Origin of the sequence: Streptomyces sp. NPDC048338 (assembly GCF_043201055.1) — a bacterium.
Classification (GTDB): Bacteria; Actinomycetota; Actinomycetes; order Streptomycetales; family Streptomycetaceae; genus Streptomyces.
Map to the genome: position 1 here is coordinate 290,432 of NZ_JBICYQ010000010.1, position 15,604 is coordinate 306,035.

Here is a 15,604-nt window from a genome sequence, read left to right on the forward strand (position 1 = left end):
CTGGTGTTCATCAGTAAGATCGGGCCACAGCAGCGGGCGAGCGGGTGGGTGAAAGGGGTCGGTCAGTGCCGGAGAGCGCAGCAGAGGTGACCGCCGCCGGGATCGCACGGCTCGCCGGCGTGGGGCGGGCCGCCGTGAGCAACTGGCGTCGCAGGCATGCCGACTTCCCCCGTCCCGTGGGAGGCACCGAGACCAGCCCCTCCTTCGCGCTCGCCGACGTCGAGGGGTGGCTCCGTGCCCAGGGGAAGCTCGCCGAGGTCCCCCTGCGCGAACGCGTCTGGCAGCAGATCGCCGGCCACCCGGGCGGGGCCGTCACCGCCCTCGTGCACGCCGGGGCCGTACTGCTGCTCGTGCGCGACCGGTCCGCGGCCTGGCTGAAGCTGGCCGCCCTCTCGGACGAACGGCTCGCCGAGACCCTGCCGGTCGCCCTGGACGAGACCCTCACCCGGCGGTTCGGGTCCGAACGGGCCGTCCGCACACCCGCCGCCGCCGAGCTCGCCGCCTCCGTCCCGCTGGTGCGCGGAGCCTCCGACCTCGCCGCCGAGAGCGGCGCCCGCCAGGCCTTCGAGTTCCTGCTCGGCCGTCACCTCGACGCCAACCCGCGCCAGTACACGCTCACCCCGCCGGGCCCCGCCGCCCTGATGGCGGCCCTCGCCGCCGGCCCCGCCGACGCCCGCCCCACCGTCCTCGATCCGGCCTCGGGCACCGGCACCCTGCTGCGCGCCGTACGGAACCCGGCCGCCGTCCACGGCCAGGACACCGACCCCGACCTGGCCGCCCTCACCGCCCTGCGCCTGGGCCTGGCCTCCGACGCCGAGGTCCGCGTGCGCACCGGCGACAGCCTGCGCGCCGACGCCTTCCCCGGGCTCGCGGCGGACGTGGTCCTCTGCCACCCGCCGTTCAACGAGCGCAACTGGGGCCACGAGGAACTGGCCTACGACCCGCGCTGGGAGTACGGCTTCCCGGCCCGCACGGAGTCCGAACTCGCCTGGGTCCAGCACTCCCTGGCCCGGCTCCGCCCCGGCGGCACCGCCGTCCTGCTCATGCCGCCCGCCGCCGCCTCGCGCCGCTCCGGCCGCCGCATCCGCGCCGACCTGCTCCGCCGGGGCGCCCTGCGGGCCGTCGTCGCCCTGCCCGCCGGCGCCGCGCCCCCGTACGGGATCCCGCTCCACCTCTGGGTGCTGCGCCGGCCCGCGGCGGGAGTCGCCGTCTCGCCGGAGCTGCTGCTCGTCGACACCACCGGCGCCGAGCACACCGGCGGCGCGGGGCGCGACCGGCTGGACTGGCCCGCCGTGCACAGCGCCGTACTCGACGCCTGGCTGCCGTTCGACAAGCACGGCACCGTCGCCGAGAAGCCGGGCGCCAGCAGGGCGGTGCCCGTCATCGAACTCCTCGACGACGACGTCGACCTGGCCCCCGCGCGCCACCTTCCGCCCCCGGCCGCCGGAGGCGGCGCGGCCGAGCTGGCCGAGGTCCGCGAGCGGCTCACCGCGACCCTCGGCCGGACCGTCGCCCTCACCCCGCCGCCCGCCCTGCCCAGCGCCGCCGACCCGGCCGCCGCCACCCGGCTCACCGGCGTCACCGTCGGCGAACTCGCCCGGGCCGGCGCGCTCGAACTGCGCGCCGGCGGTGCCGGGGGGACCGGCGGTGCCGGCGGCCCGGTCCGCGTGCTCACCGAGCACGACGTCCTCGCCGCCCAGCCGCCGTCCGGCACCCTTCCCGAAGGGCCCGCCGAGGACGCCGTCCTGCTCCACGCCGGCGACGTCGTCGTACCGGTCCTGGGCGGCGGCTCGGTCGCCCGGGTCGTCGACGAGGCCACCGCCGGCGCCGTACTCGGCCGCAACCTCCAGCTGCTGCGCCCCGACCCGGCGGCCCTCGACCCGTGGTTCCTGGCCGGGTTCCTGCGCGGCACCGCCAACAACCGCCAGGCCAGCAGCTACGCCTCGACCGCCACCCGGCTCGACGTCCGGCGGCTCCAGCTGCCGCGCCTGCCGCTGGCCGAACAGCAGCGCCACGGTGAGCGGTTCCGGGCGCTGGCCGCCTTCGAAGAGGCGCTGCGGCTCGCGGGCCGGCTCGGCGAGCAGCTGATCCAGGGGATGTACGACGGGCTCACGGACGGCACGGTCGCGCCCTGAGGAGCCTGTACCGTCCCGAACGGCGGGCCGTGCCGGCGTGAACGGGCGGTCCGCCGCGGCCCGCGAACGCCCGGCCGTCGCCGACGGGCCGTGATCGGTTCGGCAACGGTTCCGTACAACCCTGGGGACGCCGTCGGTGTCGCTGTATACGCTCGACTCCCCAGCGACCTTTTTGAGCAGGAGCAGGAATGTACGGCCCCGGCTACGTGCCCCCGCCACCTTCGCGCACCGTTCCGACGTCCGTGATCGTCCTCCGGGTGCTTTTCGCGCTGCTTCCGCTCTTCAGCATCGGCTTCCTGACGTGGGCCACGATGCTGCGGCTCGCGGTGGTGACCCGCCGCGCGCTGGACTGGGTCCTCTGCGGGTTCTCGGGGGCGGTCATGGTCACCGGGCTGCTGCTGATGCCCGACGACATCGAGACGACCCAGGCCGACGTGGCCATGAGCCTGGTCCTGATCAACGCCGCCGCGTTCACCGTCTACTTCCTGGTCGTCGACATCCGGCACGACCGGCTCCGCGTGCGCGCCGGGGCCCCGCCCTACCCGCCGTACGCGACGACGGTGCCTCAGCACCAGGCCGGGTACGTCCCCCCGGCGACCACGCCCACCCCGACGCCGTACCCGCAGCCCCGGCACACGCCGCCGACCCCGTCGCAGCCCGCGCTGCCGCCCCAGCCCCAGGACCGGCCCCAGCAGCAGCCGCACGCCCAGGGCAGCCACCGGATCGACCAGGTCCGCGCGGAGCTGGACGAGCTCAGCCATCTGCTGCGTAAGGACGAGGAGAAGTGAACGGACGCGTCATCGGCGGCCGTTACGAACTGTCCACGATCATCGGGCAGGGCGGCATGGGCCAGGTCTGGACGGCGTACGACGGGCGGCTCGACCGCCGGGTCGCCGTCAAGCTCCTGCGGCCCGACCACATGGCCGCCGCGACCGCCGCGGGCGAGATGCGGCGCCGCTTCGTGCGCGAGTGCCGGGTCACCGCCCAGGTCGACCACCCGGGCCTCGTCACCGTCCACGACGCCGGCAGCGACGGCGACGAGCTGTACCTGGTGATGCAGTACGTCGAGGGCGCGGACCTCGCCGACCACCTGGCCGAGCACGACCCGTACCCCTGGGAGTGGGCCGTGTCCGTGGCCGCGCAGCTGTGCGCGGTCCTCGCCGCCGTGCACGCGGTGCCGATCGTCCACCGCGACCTCAAGCCCCGCAACGTGATGGTGCGTCCGGACGGCACCGTGACCGTCCTCGACCTCGGTGTCGCCTCCGTCCTGGACACCGACACCACCCGCCTGACCCACACCGGGTCGCCCATCGGCAGCCCCGCCTACATGGCGCCCGAGCAGGCCATGGGCGGTGCCGTCGGCCCGTACACCGACCTGTACGCGCTCGGTGTCCTGCTCCACGAACTCCTCAGCGGGAACGTCCCGTTCGCGGGTTCCACGGCGCTCGGCGTGCTGCACCGCCACCTCTACGAGCCGCCGCTCCCGGTGCGCCGTTCCAGGCCCGAGGTGCCCGAGGCGCTGGAGGCGCTCGTCCTGCGCCTGCTCGCCAAGGACCCGCAGCACCGCCCGTCCGACGCGCACCAGGTGTACGAGCAGCTGCTGCCGATGCTCCCGGCCCGCGGGATGCCGTCCGGGCCGCTCGACCCGACCCGCCCCTTCCTGCGCCCGCACGCGCCCTGGCCCGACCGGGCCGCGACGCCCCCGCCGCCGATGACGCCGCCCGTCGTCCCGTCGGCCGCGAGGCCGGACGTGGCGGCCGCCGTCGACGAGGTCAAGCGGCTGCTCGGCGAGGGCTCCATCACCCAGGCCGTCGACATCCTCGGCGGGATCCTGCCGGTCGCCGCGGCCCAGCACGGCGAGCACTCGCCCGTCGTCCGCATCCTGCGCAAGCAGTACGCGGCCACGCTGCTGGACGACGGCCAGTACCGCAGGGCGCTGCCGGAGCTGCGCCGGCTCGCCGACGACCGTGCGGCGGAGGCGGGTCCGGCCGACCCGCAGGCCCTGCAGTTCCGCCAGGACGCGGCGCAGTGCCTGGAGCAGCTCGGCGAGACCGCCGCGGCCCTGGCGGCCTACCGGGAGGTCCTGCCGTACCACGAGAACGGGGCCCCCGGCGCGGACCAGGGGAAGGCATTCGACATCCGCCGCCGGATCGGGAACCTGCTGCTCGCGATGGGCGACCACACGGCGGCGGGCCACCAGTTGCAGTCGCTGCTCTACGACACGGAGCGGGTCTACGGCCCCTATCACCCGGTGCCGTCGGACCTGCGGCGTGCGCTCGACCGTCAGCGGAAGATGGGGCTTCTCGGGTGACAATGCGCGGGTGATCATCACCAAGCGCAGCTTCAGAACGGCCGTCACCGCGCTCGCCGCGGGCGCCCTCCTCATGACCTCACCCGCGGCGGGCGCGGAGCCGCTCCCGACCGTGACCACCGGCCCGGTGTTCAACGACCCGTCGGGCGACACGACCGCCGAGGGCCGGATCCTCTCGCACCTGGGGGGCCTCGTCGACGGAGCCGAACCGGGCTCTTCCATCCGGATATCCATGTTCGCGTACGGATCGCAGTGGCTGTCCGGCAGGCTCCTCGCCGCCCACGCGCGCGGAGTCACCGTCCAGGTGGTCCTGGACCAGGAGAGCGAGCGGTACGCGACGGCGGTCGACAGCCTGAAGAGCGGTCTGGGCGGGGACTCCTGGGTGCGTGTCTGCAAGGCGCAGGAGGCGTGCCTCGCCAAGGATCCCGGCACGACGGCCGCGGACCCGGACGGCTGGTACGACAACGTCAACCACAACAAGTTCTTCCTGTTCTCCCGCACCAAGGGCAAGGGCACCGTCCCCGTGGACGACGTGGTGGTGCAGTCCTCCGGCAACCTCGTCGAGTGGGACCGCACGCTGGCGTGGAACGACGCGATGACGGTGGCCGGCAACAAGGAGCTCTTCGACGCGTACGGGGCGTACTTCGGCGATCTGGCCGGCGCCGCCGCCGGCCAGATGCCGCAGGTCGCCGACTACCCGCACGACACGCAGGCGGGCGCGGCCAAGGTCTACTTCTTCCCGCGGTCGGGCACCGACGTGGTCGTCAACATCCTCAAGACGGTGGCCCAGCCGGTCGGCACCGCGGCCCCCTGCTTCGGCAACGACCCGGGCGTCGGCACGTCGGACGGCCGGACGCGCCTCCGGATCGCCCAGCACCACATCACCCGGCCCGAGGTGGCCCAGCAGCTCTGGGCCCTGGCCGACGCCGGCTGCTACGTCGACATCGTCTACCGCAAGCTCGACAACCCGCCGAACACGGAGGTGGCCGGCTGGCTGACCAAGCCGACCGCCAAGGGCCGTATCGCGCTGCACCAGCTCGACAACGACCAGCGCGGGGGCACCGCGACCCACACCAAGTACCTCCTGGTCGAGGGCACGTACCTCGGGGGCGCCAACAAGCGGATCGTCTTCACCGGCAGCCACACGTACACGGTGACCGCGCTCAAGTACAACGACGAGGCGCTGCTCAAGTACGAGGACCCGGCGGTCTTCGACGCGTACGTGAAGAACTTCGACGCCCAGCGGGCGGCTGCGGAGGCGGAGGGCCTGTAGGTCCTGCCGGCGGAGTCCGACAGGCCCCGGAGGGCCGGTGTCCTGACGAGTCGGCAGAATCACGACTCCGCATCTGATTGGAAAACGGAAGGGAACAGTCCCTTTTGTGCGCCCAGGGGGCGGTAGCGTACGCGCGTTCGATCATGTACACGTCCCCAAGGAACCCTCCATGGCCACGCCTCCTGCGCCGCAGACCCCTGAGCAGCCCGCCGCTCCCGGCCCGTTCGACGCCCCCGTCGCGCCGTCCGAGCCCGTGAAGAAGAAGAGCGGCCTGGGCAAGAAGATCCTCGGCGTCCTCGTGGCGATCGCGGTCGTCCTGTTCTGGCGGCTGGGCCTTCCGCACCTGACGGGCGAGGCTCCGGTGCACGCCGAGGCCGGTGACTGCGTCGTCGTGACCGGCCCGGAGAACGACCCGAAGGTCGAGAGCAAGGGCTGCACCGAGAAGGTGGCGGACCTCTACAAGGTCGTCAAGGTCGTCGACAACACCTTCGACCTCGACAAGTGCGAGGGCGTGGCCGAGGTCGCGCTCGCGCAGCAGCTCGACGCGGACAAGTTCGTGCTCTGCATGGAGCCCGTCAAGAACTGACGCTCCGTACACGCCCGCAGGGGCCGGACCCGCCCGGGTCCGGCCCCTGCGGCGTCCCCGCGGGCCGTCAGACGGCGCGCCCGTGGAGGGAGTCCAGCAGCGCGAGGTCCTCCCCGGAGAGCCGCAGCGCCCCCGCCGCCACATTCGCCGTCAGGTGGTCCGGGTCCCCCGTGCCCGGGATCGCCAGGACGTGCGGGCCCTGGTGCAGAGTCCAGGCCAGGCGCACCTGCGTCGGGCTCACCCCGTGCGCGCGGGCGACGGTCAGCACCTCCTCGCACTCGGCGTCCGCGCCCTGCCGTGCGCCGCCCTCACGGCCGGTGCCGGCGATGGAGTAGAACGGCACGAACGCGATCCCCAGCTCGCCGCACGCGCGCACGAACGCGTCCTGCTCGGGCCGCACGCCGATGCCGTACATGTTCTGCACGCACACCACCGGTGCGATCGCCCGCGCCTCGGCCAGGTGCTCCGGGGTGATGTTGGACAGGCCCAGGTGCCGGATGAGGCCCGCCTCGCGCAGCTCGGCCAGCGCGCCGAAGCGCTCGGCCACCGAATCGGTGCCGACGACCCGCAGGTTCACCACGTCGAGGTGGTCGCGGCCCAACTGCCGCAGGTTCTCCTCCACCTGGCCGCGCAGCTGCCCGGGCGTCGCGTGCGGGATCCAGTCACCGGACGGACCGCGGCCCGGGCCCACCTTGGTGGCGATCACCAGGTCGTCGGCGTAGGGGGCCAGCGCCCGGTTGATGAGCTCGTTGGCCGAGCGGAGCGGGGAGAAGTAGAACGCGGCGGTGTCGATGTGGTTGACGCCGAGCTCGACCGCGCGGCGCAGCACCCCGACCGCCCGGCCGCGGTCGCTCGGCACGGCCTCCCGCACGAGTGCCGCACCGGTCTGCGGCAGCCGCATCGCGCCGAAGCCGAGCCGGTTGATCTCCAGGTCGCCGAGCTTCCAGGTGCCCGACGCCGAGGCGTGGATCGTCTGTGAGGTCATGCCCGGAATGATCCACGGCGGCTAGGATGCCGCACCAACGGTGAGGGCATGTGTGAATCCTCGGGGGAGTCGTGGCGGTGGAACTGGCCTTCTCGGTGCGCGATCTGGCGCAGACCCGGTTCGCCGTGTCGCCCATGTGGGAGGTCGGCCCCAGCTGCCGGCTGCTGTTCTCCGGGGCGGCCGGGACCCACCCGGCGCACCGTGCCTGGGCCGCCCAGGTGCGGCCGCGGCTGGCCGCCGCCGGACTCGACCGCGGCCGGCTCGCCGAACTGGTCCCGCCCTCGGGATACGTCCCCGACTTCCTCAACCCGGCGCCCCCGGGACCCGGCGCCACGCTGGGCGAGGAACTGGAGCGGATCCTGACCGCGCCCGCCGACCGGATCCGCGCGGACCTCGACCGGCTGCGGGACGAGCAGGGGCGCCTCGGTCCCCGCGCCCGCGCCCTCCACGCGGCCCCGCGGGAACGGCTGCCCCGGCTGGTGGAGGAGATCGAGACCTACTGGGAGCTGGCGATCGCCCCCTACTGGGCGCGGATCCGGGCGGTGCTCGACGCCGACATCTTCCACCGGATCCGCCAGATCACCGAACACGGCGCCGCCCACCTCTTCCACGACCTCCATCCCTCGGTGAGCTGGAACGACGACAGCCTCCGGCTCACGCGCCGGCGGCCGCTGCCCAGGTCCTCGGCGGGTGACGGCCTCCTGCTGATCCCCTCGGTCTTCATCGGGCCGGTCCCCTTCACGCGGGTGACGCCGCCCGATCCGCCGCAGCTCGCCTATCCTGCGCGCGGCACGGGCACCCTGTGGGAACGGCGCCCGGCCGCCTCCACCGGCGCCCTCGCGCCCGTGCTCGGCCGCTCCCGGACCCTGCTGCTGACCGAGCTGGAGACACCCGCCACGACGACCGAACTCGCCCGCCGCACGGGCCTCTCGACGGCCGGGGTGTCCCAGTACCTCGCGGCCCTGCGCGCCGCGGGCCTGGTCAGCGCCCATCGGGCCGGCCGCAGCGTGCTCTACGCCCGCACCTCCGCCGCCGACGTCCTCCTGACGGCCGCCGCGGGCGGCCCGGATCCGGCACGGCGAAGGGCCCCGGCCGATCCCGGCGCGGAGCCTTCGGAGTCGTGACCCGCGCGGGGGCTCCCGGAGCGGGTCGTCGACGCCCTCCCCGAGCCCCCTCGACACGTGCGGCCGGCGCTACCCTCCGGCGGGCGCGTGGATGCCGGCCCCCGCCCGCGCGCTCTCCTCCCGGGACCCGGCCGCCGCCCGATCGCCGCCGGCCACCCCGCCTCGTCCGTCCCGGCCGTCCTCCCCGCCGGCCGCGACCGTGCGGGCGCCCCCGGCCCGGCGGGCGCCGCGCGCGCCCGCGAGGGTCCACAGCGCCAGGAACAGCGCCGCCGCCAGGCCCGTACCCACACCCGCCCGCAGTCCCGGCGGGCGGAAGTCGCAGGCGACCGGCCCGCCCGTCGCCGGGAAGGCGATCAGGCCGCCGTACGTGCCGGGCGGCCGCCCCTCGCAGGTCCAGCCGGCGATGCGCGGGGCCGCCACGACGACCGTGCCCCGGGCGCCGGGCGGGAGTTCGGCCCGGATTCCCGAGTCCGTCACCTCGACGCGCGTCGCCGCCGTCGCCGTGAGCGCGGCCACCGCGGCGCGCAGGCGGGCCCGGTCCAGACAGCCGATCTCGCCCGGGTCGCCCCGCCCGGTCAGGACCGGCCGCATGCCCGCGACCCGCTGCGCGCCCAGCGACACCATCGCCGCCCGCCGCTTCGGCGCGCCGCCCAGCAGCGACACCGACCGGTCGCCGAGCGTGACCCGGCCGGTGAAGTCCGGTGCCCACACGAGGACGTCGCGGCCGACCGGGCAGGCGCCGCCGGCCGGCCGGTCGTACACCCGCGCCCCCAGCAGCAGTTCCTGGTTGCGGAACGGCGAAGGGCCGTAGCGCGGCACGGGGCCCGCGGGCCGGACCGTCACCAGGGGGAGCACCGCGTCACCGCGCACGACCGACCCGCCCCGCCAGCGCGCGCCCACACCGAACACCGCGTCCGTCACCGGGTTGTCCAGACTCTGCAGATTGCGCCCGCGCGAGGTCCAGCCGCCGCCGAGGGCCGTCATCGTCTCCGTCAGGACCGCCGGAGTGTGACTGCTGTAGTACGCCCCGCCCTGGCCGCCCAGCAGCAGGGGCTCGTTGGCGGCGACCCGCGGGAGCCCCGAGTCCGTGCGGTACGCGGGCCAGCCGTCCGCCTCGGCGAGCGCCGCCGCCCGCCGGACGTCCGCGGCGCCGAAGGCCGGGTAGTCGTCGAGCCGGGCGAGGCGCTCCCGGTCCGCGTACGCCGTGGTCGCCGCCGCCTGCCCGACCAGCGTCGCGGCCAGCAGAAGCACCGCCAGGGGCCCGGCCCGGCGCGGGGCGAGGACCGCCCCGGCCGTCACGGCCGCGCCCGCCGCGAACAGCGCGAGTCCCCAGCCGGTCAGCTGCGGACTCGCCGAAGCGCCGGCGCCGAGGACCACCGTCACGCCCAGGCCGCCGAGCACGGAGCGCCGGTCCGGCAGCCCGTGGCCCAGGGGGCGTCTTGCCGATCTTGCCGGGCTCGCGGTGTCCGGCCTGATCGACAAGACACCCCCTAGACCCGCCCACGCCGCCAGGACCAGGACCCCCGCCAGCACGAAGCTCTGCCGGTACGGACTGCCGTTGGGGGTGGCGAACGCGTGCCACACCAGATGGGTCGGACCCCACTGCATCGACACCGCGACCGTCGCCACCAGCCCCGCCCACAGCAGCCGCTCCCGCCGGGCGACGTCCCGCCGGAACAGCAGCGACGCGGCGAGCAGCGGCACCGCCGTGCAGACGAAGACGGCCGGGGTGGCGAAGCCGTACGTGGCGGGCATCAGCCGTGCGAGGACGTCCGTCCAGTCCGCCGGCGCGAACTCCCGCGTCACGCCCGGGTGGGCGTACCGGGACCCCAGCCAGACCGGCACCAGGATCGGCGCGGCCAGCCCGACGCCCGTCCCGACGGTCAGCGCGGCCCGCCCGAGCACCCGCCGGGCGTGCCCTCCCGCCACGGCGAGGCGGACCAGCAGCACCAGGCCGGCCCCCAGCGTCGCCATGTACGCGGTGTAGAAGTTGGCCACCCAGCACAAGGCGACGACCAGCGGCCCCGCGAGTCGGTGCCGCCCCGCACGCACCCACTCGCCGACCAGGCAGAGCAGCGGGAAGGCGATCAGCCCGTCCAGCCACATCGGGTTGTACGTCGCCTCGGTGACGGACCAGCCGCACAGGGCGTAGGAGGCGCCGAGCAGACCGGCCGCCCACCAGGGGCCCGGTCGCATCCGCAGCAGCAGCGCCGCCGTCACGGCCGCGGCCACCGCCGTCTTCAGGACGGTGACCGCGTAGAGCGCGTACTCGATGTCGGCGCGCGGGAACAGCCCGACCAGTGGCGCGAACGGGCTGGTCAGGTAGGTGCCGAGGTCCGGCAGGAAGCTCGTGCCCCAGCCGGACTGCCAGTCGAGCAGCAGCCCGCCGTCGCCCCGGCCGTGCAGCAGGTCCCAGAGGTGGGCGTGGTACGGCACGAACTGGTTGGACAGGTCGTTGACGCCCCGCCGGCGCGGACCGAAGGGGAAGGCGCGCGCGACGGCGTCCCCGGCGCACACGGCGAGCGCGGTGAGGAAGGCGGCGAGGCCGGCGGCGCGCGGGGTCCTGATCTCCATGATGGCTTCGAATATGCCAGCGTGCGCATCGAAATCACGGTGCACCGGGGCCAGTTCACGCAATGGTCGCCTCATCGCCATGTGGCGAATCCGCCGTCGACATCCGGCTCCGTTGTCGTTTCCTGCGTGCTGCTCTCGATCGTGGTCCCGTGTTTCAACGAAGAGGAGATCATCGGCCGCTTCCACGACCATGTGACCACCGAACTCTCGCGATTCGACGGCGAATTCGAGCTGGTCTACGTGGACGACGGAAGTCGCGACCGTACGCTCCCGATCCTGGAGGAGATCGCCGCCTCCGACCCCCGCGCCCGCTACGTCTCCTTCAGCCGCAACTTCGGCAAGGAGGCGGCCATGCTCGCCGGCCTCCAGCATGCCGAGGGCGACGCCGTCGTCATCATGGACGCCGACCTCCAGCACCCGCCGGAGCTCGTGCACCGCATGGTGGCCCTGCACGCCGAGGGGTACGACCAGGTCATCGCCCGCCGGACCCGCGCCGGCGACCGGGTGACCCGGACCCTGACCGCCCGCGCCTACTACTGGGCGATCAACCGCCTGGTCGACGTCGAGCTCGTCGACGGCGTCGGCGACTTCCGCCTGCTCTCCCGCAGGACGGTCGACTCCGTCCTCGAACTCACCGAGTACAACCGTTTCTCGAAGGGCCTCTTCGCCTGGGTCGGATTCCGCACCACCACCTTCTCGTACGAGAATGCGGTGCGCGAGGAGGGCCGCTCGAAATGGACCTTCGGAAAACTGCTCAACTATGGTCTGGACGGGCTTCTCTCGTTCAACGACAAACCGCTGCGGGCAGCCGTGTACCTGGGAATGCTGCTCGTTTCCGTGGCGCTGGCGTACGCGGCCTGGATCGTCGGTGTCGCCCTGGTGAACGGCGTGGACACTCCCGGATACGTCACGCTGCTCGTCACGGTCACGGCCCTGGCCGGCGTCCAGATGGTGATGCTGGGCCTGGTCGGTGAGTACGTCGGCCGTATCTACTACGAGGTGAAGCGGCGCCCGCACTTCCTGGTGAAGGCGACGAACGTGGGCGTGCCGCGGCAGCGGCTGCGGCCCGAGGAGCTCGTACGACGATGACGGTGACCTGGCAGGTGCTGCGCTTCGCGCTGGTCGGGGTCGTGAACACGGCCACGTACTACGGCCTCTACCTGCTGCTGACGCTGTGGCTGCCCTACATCGCCGCCCATGTGATCGCCTTCGCGCTGTCCATGGTCGGCTCCTTCTTCCTCACCACCCTCTTCACCTACCGGACCCGCCCGACCTGGCGGAAGTTCCTGCTCTTCCCCCTCACCAACGCGGCGAACTTCGTCATCACCACCGCCGGCGTCTGGCTCCTGGTCGACGTCGCGGGCCTCGACAGCCGCCACGCCCCGCTGATCGCCGCCGCCGCGGCGATCCCGGTCACCTTCCTGCTCTCCCGAACGATCATGCTGCGACCCGACACCACCCGAACACGTGACTCGTTGGTCGGAACAGTCGCCTCGAAGTAGTGGCCGCGAAGGAGTGGCCCTGATCACGACGACTGCCTAACATCGATCACCGCAAGGTCGTTCCACTGACGCACGACCCACGCCGGGAGGCTCCTTTGCACCGCCGCACTGCGCTCTCCGTCTCCGCCGCGCTCCTCGCCGCGGCCCCGCTGCTCACCGCCTGCGGCAGTGACGCCCACCCAGGGGCGGCGGCCGTCGTCGGCGGCGAGCGGATCGAGGTGTCCAGCCTCCAGGCACAGGTGCAGGACGTGCGGACCGCCCAGCAGAAGTCCCCGCAGGCCACGCAGCTGATCCAGGCCACCGGCGACCTCAGCCGCGAGAAGCTGAACGTGATGATCTTCGACCGGGTGGTGGAGCAGGTCGCCGAGGACCACGGCATCACCGCCGACCGCGGCGAGGTGCAGCAGACGCGCGCCGAGTTCGCCCGGCAGAGCGGCGGCGAGGCGCAGCTCGCCGCGATGCTGCTCCAGCAGCAGGGCGTGGCGCCCGACCAGATCGACGGGGTCGTCCGGCGCACGGTCCTGATGAACAAGATCGCCGCCAAGCTCGGGGTCTCCAACACCCCCGAGGGCCAGAAGAAGCTCACCGAGGTCTTCACCGCCGCCTCCAAGGGCATGAAGATCGACGTGAACCCGCGCTTCGGCGCCTGGGACGACGAGAAGATCCAGCTCGGCACCTTCACCGCGCCCTGGCTGCGGCAGATCAGCAAGGCCCCCGAGCCGGTCGAGGCCGGCGCCTGAGCCGGGCCAGGGCGCCGCGTAAGGTCGAAGGGTGAACGCTGAAGCACCCCTCGACACCGGCCGCATCGTCCTGCTCACCGCCAGCCATCGGGTGGCGCCCGGACTCCTGTCCTGGCCCGCCTGGCAGGCGCTGCACGGAGCCGACCGGGTGCTGTGCGCCGACGACCACCATCCCCAGCTGCCGTACCTCCGCGAGGCCGGCGTCGCGGTCGAGCACGCCCGCCCCGACGCCCAGGAACTCGTCGACGCCTGCGCCGGCGGCCGGACCGTCGTGGTGCTGCCGTCCGGCGAGGGGGACCGCGCCCTGACCGACGGGCTCGCCCGGCTGGCCGGCTCGGGCCGGGTCGCGATGCCCGACCTGGAGCTGCTCCCCGGCTCGTACGACCTGCCGGGCGCCCGGCTCCTCGACCTGGTGCAGGTCATGGACCGGATCCGCCGCGAGTGCCCCTGGTCCTCGCAGCAGACCCACAAGGGACTGGCCAAGTACGGCATCGAGGAGGCGTACGAGCTCGTCGAGGCCATCGAGGACGGGGATCGCGACGAACTGCGCGAGGAGCTCGGCGACGTGCTGCTCCAGGTCGTCTTCCACGCCCGGATCGCCGAGGAGGACGAGGAGCGGCCGTTCTCGGTCGACGACGTCGCCGGCACGATCGTCGAGAAACTGATCCACCGTCATCCGCATGTCTTCGGCGACGAGACCGCCGAGACCCCGGAGGACGTCAAGGAGCACTGGCTGCGCACCAAGGCCGTCGAGAAGCAGCGCGACTCGGTCACCGACGGGGTGCCGCTCGGACAGCCGGGGCTCGCGCTCGCGGCGAAGCTGGCGGGCCGCGTGCGGACGGCCGGTCTGGACGTCGAGCCGCCCACCGGTGAGGGCGTCGGCTACGAACTGCTGGCCCTCGCGGCCCGGGCGGACGAGGCCGGTGTGGACCCCGAGGCGGCGCTGCGGGCGGCGGCCCGGGCGTACCGGGACGCGATCCGGGTGGCGGAGGGGCACGGCGCCGACGGCGCGGCCTGACTCCCGGCCCTCGCTCAGACGTCGCGTGGTGCGCGGGCCCCGGGGTTGTGCCACATCGGGTCCGGAGGTCCGAGCAGGCGCTCGGCCGCGGTGCCCGGGCGGACGTGGAAGCGCCCCACGGCCGGCAGGACGTCGTGCAGGATCCGTGCGGGCTCGGCCCCGAGGTGCTCCAGCACGGGCACCGTCTCCGTGAGCAGGCCGGGCGGCCCGGCGAGGTAGACGTCGTGGTCGGGCCAGTGGCCGCACATGGCCAGGGCCTGGTGCAGCCGTTCGGTGGCCTGCACGCGACGGCTGCGCGGTGCGGCGGAGAGGTACGTGACGTGCAGCCCGGGGATCCGTTCCCGCAGCAGCTCGGCCTCGTCCCTCCCGTAGAGGTACTCCCGGGCCCGGGCGACGAGGAAGAGGCGGGCCTCCGTCTCGCCGGGGGCCTCGGCCAGCTCCTCGAGAAGCGCCTTCACCGGCGCCCAGCCGGTGCCCGCGGCGATGTAGGTGCGCGGACGGCCGGGCGGGGTCCGGCCGGTCAGCCCGCCGCCGGGCGCGCTCAGGCGCAGCGTCTCGCCCACGCCCGTCCCGTCGACCAGCGCGGTGCTCATCAGCCCGCCCCGGATGCGGCTGACGTGCAGGTCCAGAGTCCCGTCCTGGCGCGGCGCGTTGGCGGCCGAGTAGGTCCGCCAGATCCGCGGGACCCGCGGGGAGCTGACGCTGACGTACTGCCCGGGCAGGTACGGGAAGGGCTGCCGGGGCCGCAGGGTCAGCAGCGCGAGGTCGTCGCCGAACCGCTCGTGCCGCACCACGTCGGCGTCCCACCAGGCCGGCTCCCCGGACTCCGCGGCCCCCTCGGCACCCGCGATCATGAGATCGGCGACGAGCGCGTAGGCCTCGGTCCACGCCTTCTCCGCCTCGATGCTCCAGGCCGCCCCCGAGGCGTGCGCGAAGGCGGCGACCAGGCTGGTCCCGACGGCGGCGTACAGCGCGGGCGAGGCGAGGAACTTGCGGTGGTCGCGGCCCAGATGTCCGAGGTACTCCCCGAGGGCCGGATCGTCCAGCCGCGTCACCACCCGGGTGAGCGCGGCGAAGAGCCGGTCGCGCTGCGGCCGCATGTCCTCGGGGAACAGGTCGCGCACGCCCGGGTTGTGCCAGAAGAGGTGCGAGTAGAAGTACGTGACCGCGTGTTCGGCCCGTCTCTCGACGACGGCGAACGTACTCCTGAGCAACTGAGGATCCACTCGGGAGAATCTAGGCCACCCGCCTTCACGACATCGCCACATCTCCTCCGCAAGGGCGCGCCATCGTGGCGGCGGTCGGGCGCCGGCCGGTCTCGCGGTGCTGTCGCCGGCCGGTCCCACGGTGCCGTTC

Annotated in this window: 13 protein-coding genes; 10 read left to right on the top strand and 3 right to left on the bottom strand. The window is 74.0% G+C overall.

Annotated elements, in window-relative coordinates; all coding sequences use genetic code 11:
* Positions 1 to 65: 65 nt before the first annotated feature.
* The 5 genes from ACGFZF_RS24195 to ACGFZF_RS24215 all read left to right on the top strand — a co-directional run bounded on the left by ACGFZF_RS24195 (position 66) and on the right by ACGFZF_RS24215 (position 6,305).
* Complete coding sequence (locus ACGFZF_RS24195; RefSeq protein ID WP_393557204.1) at positions 66 to 2,135, top strand: N-6 DNA methylase; 2,070 nt, start codon at positions 66 to 68, stop codon at positions 2,133 to 2,135.
* A 257-nt stretch (positions 2,136 to 2,392) separates the two neighbouring features.
* A complete protein-coding gene (locus ACGFZF_RS24200) occupies positions 2,393 to 2,923 on the top strand; it encodes a hypothetical protein (protein WP_393557205.1) in 531 nt (176 codons plus the stop codon).
* Positions 2,920 to 4,446, top strand: a complete 1,527-nt coding sequence (locus tag ACGFZF_RS24205; RefSeq protein WP_393557207.1) for a protein kinase — start codon at positions 2,920 to 2,922, stop codon at positions 4,444 to 4,446. The genes ACGFZF_RS24200 and ACGFZF_RS24205 overlap by 4 nt, the downstream gene beginning before the upstream one ends.
* Positions 4,447 to 4,456: 10 nt before the next feature.
* A complete protein-coding gene (locus ACGFZF_RS24210; protein WP_393557209.1) occupies positions 4,457 to 5,719 on the top strand; it encodes a phosphatidylserine/phosphatidylglycerophosphate/cardiolipin synthase family protein in 1,263 nt (420 codons plus the stop codon).
* A gap of 169 nt (positions 5,720 to 5,888) precedes the next feature.
* Positions 5,889 to 6,305, top strand: coding sequence for a hypothetical protein (locus ACGFZF_RS24215; protein ID WP_393557211.1), 417 nt, complete (start codon positions 5,889 to 5,891; stop codon positions 6,303 to 6,305).
* Positions 6,306 to 6,372: 67 nt separating this feature from the next.
* On the opposite strand, the gene ACGFZF_RS24220 is transcribed toward ACGFZF_RS24215, so the two are convergent.
* Positions 6,373 to 7,290, bottom strand: coding sequence for an aldo/keto reductase (locus ACGFZF_RS24220; protein ID WP_393557213.1), 918 nt, complete (start codon positions 7,288 to 7,290; stop codon positions 6,373 to 6,375).
* A gap of 71 nt (positions 7,291 to 7,361) precedes the next feature.
* Between ACGFZF_RS24220 and ACGFZF_RS24225 the strand changes: the two genes are divergently transcribed.
* Positions 7,362 to 8,414 (top strand): ArsR family transcriptional regulator, encoded by a 1,053-nt coding sequence (locus tag ACGFZF_RS24225; RefSeq protein ID WP_393557215.1) that lies wholly within the window; start codon positions 7,362 to 7,364, stop codon positions 8,412 to 8,414.
* Between the two features lie 69 nt (positions 8,415 to 8,483).
* Here ACGFZF_RS24225 and ACGFZF_RS24230 read toward each other — a convergent pair whose 3' ends face one another.
* On the bottom strand, positions 8,484 to 10,988 hold the full coding sequence (locus tag ACGFZF_RS24230; protein WP_393557217.1) for a YfhO family protein: 2,505 nt from the start codon (positions 10,986 to 10,988) through the stop codon (positions 8,484 to 8,486).
* A gap of 126 nt (positions 10,989 to 11,114) precedes the next feature.
* Between ACGFZF_RS24230 and ACGFZF_RS24235 the strand changes: the two genes are divergently transcribed.
* From ACGFZF_RS24235 to ACGFZF_RS24250, 4 genes are all read left to right on the top strand, one after another.
* Positions 11,115 to 12,077, top strand: a complete 963-nt coding sequence (locus ACGFZF_RS24235) for a glycosyltransferase family 2 protein (RefSeq protein ID WP_393557219.1) — start codon at positions 11,115 to 11,117, stop codon at positions 12,075 to 12,077.
* Positions 12,074 to 12,490, top strand: coding sequence for a GtrA family protein (locus ACGFZF_RS24240; RefSeq protein ID WP_393557221.1), 417 nt, complete (start codon positions 12,074 to 12,076; stop codon positions 12,488 to 12,490). The genes ACGFZF_RS24235 and ACGFZF_RS24240 overlap by 4 nt, the downstream gene beginning before the upstream one ends.
* 95 nt (positions 12,491 to 12,585) lie before the next feature.
* A complete protein-coding gene (locus ACGFZF_RS24245) occupies positions 12,586 to 13,230 on the top strand; it encodes a SurA N-terminal domain-containing protein (protein ID WP_393557223.1) in 645 nt (214 codons plus the stop codon).
* A gap of 31 nt (positions 13,231 to 13,261) precedes the next feature.
* Positions 13,262 to 14,248 (top strand): nucleoside triphosphate pyrophosphohydrolase, encoded by a 987-nt coding sequence (locus ACGFZF_RS24250; RefSeq protein ID WP_393557225.1) that lies wholly within the window; start codon positions 13,262 to 13,264, stop codon positions 14,246 to 14,248.
* 14 nt (positions 14,249 to 14,262) lie between these two features.
* Here the strand turns inward: ACGFZF_RS24250 and ACGFZF_RS24255 are convergent, their stop codons facing one another.
* A complete protein-coding gene (locus tag ACGFZF_RS24255) occupies positions 14,263 to 15,462 on the bottom strand; it encodes a globin domain-containing protein (RefSeq protein ID WP_393557227.1) in 1,200 nt (399 codons plus the stop codon).
* Positions 15,463 to 15,604 lie beyond the last annotated feature (142 nt).

Excerpts from the sequence above, each read along its gene's own strand:
- ACGFZF_RS24215 (WP_393557211.1), top strand. The coding sequence starts at position 5,889 with ATGGCCACGCCTCCTGCGCCGCAGACCCCTGAGCAGCCCGCCGCTCCC.
- ACGFZF_RS24240 (WP_393557221.1), top strand. The coding sequence starts at position 12,074 with ATGACGGTGACCTGGCAGGTGCTGCGCTTCGCGCTGGTCGGGGTCGTG.
- ACGFZF_RS24230 (WP_393557217.1), bottom strand. The coding sequence starts at position 10,988 with ATGGAGATCAGGACCCCGCGCGCCGCCGGCCTCGCCGCCTTCCTCACC.
- ACGFZF_RS24220 (WP_393557213.1), bottom strand. The coding sequence starts at position 7,290 with ATGACCTCACAGACGATCCACGCCTCGGCGTCGGGCACCTGGAAGCTC.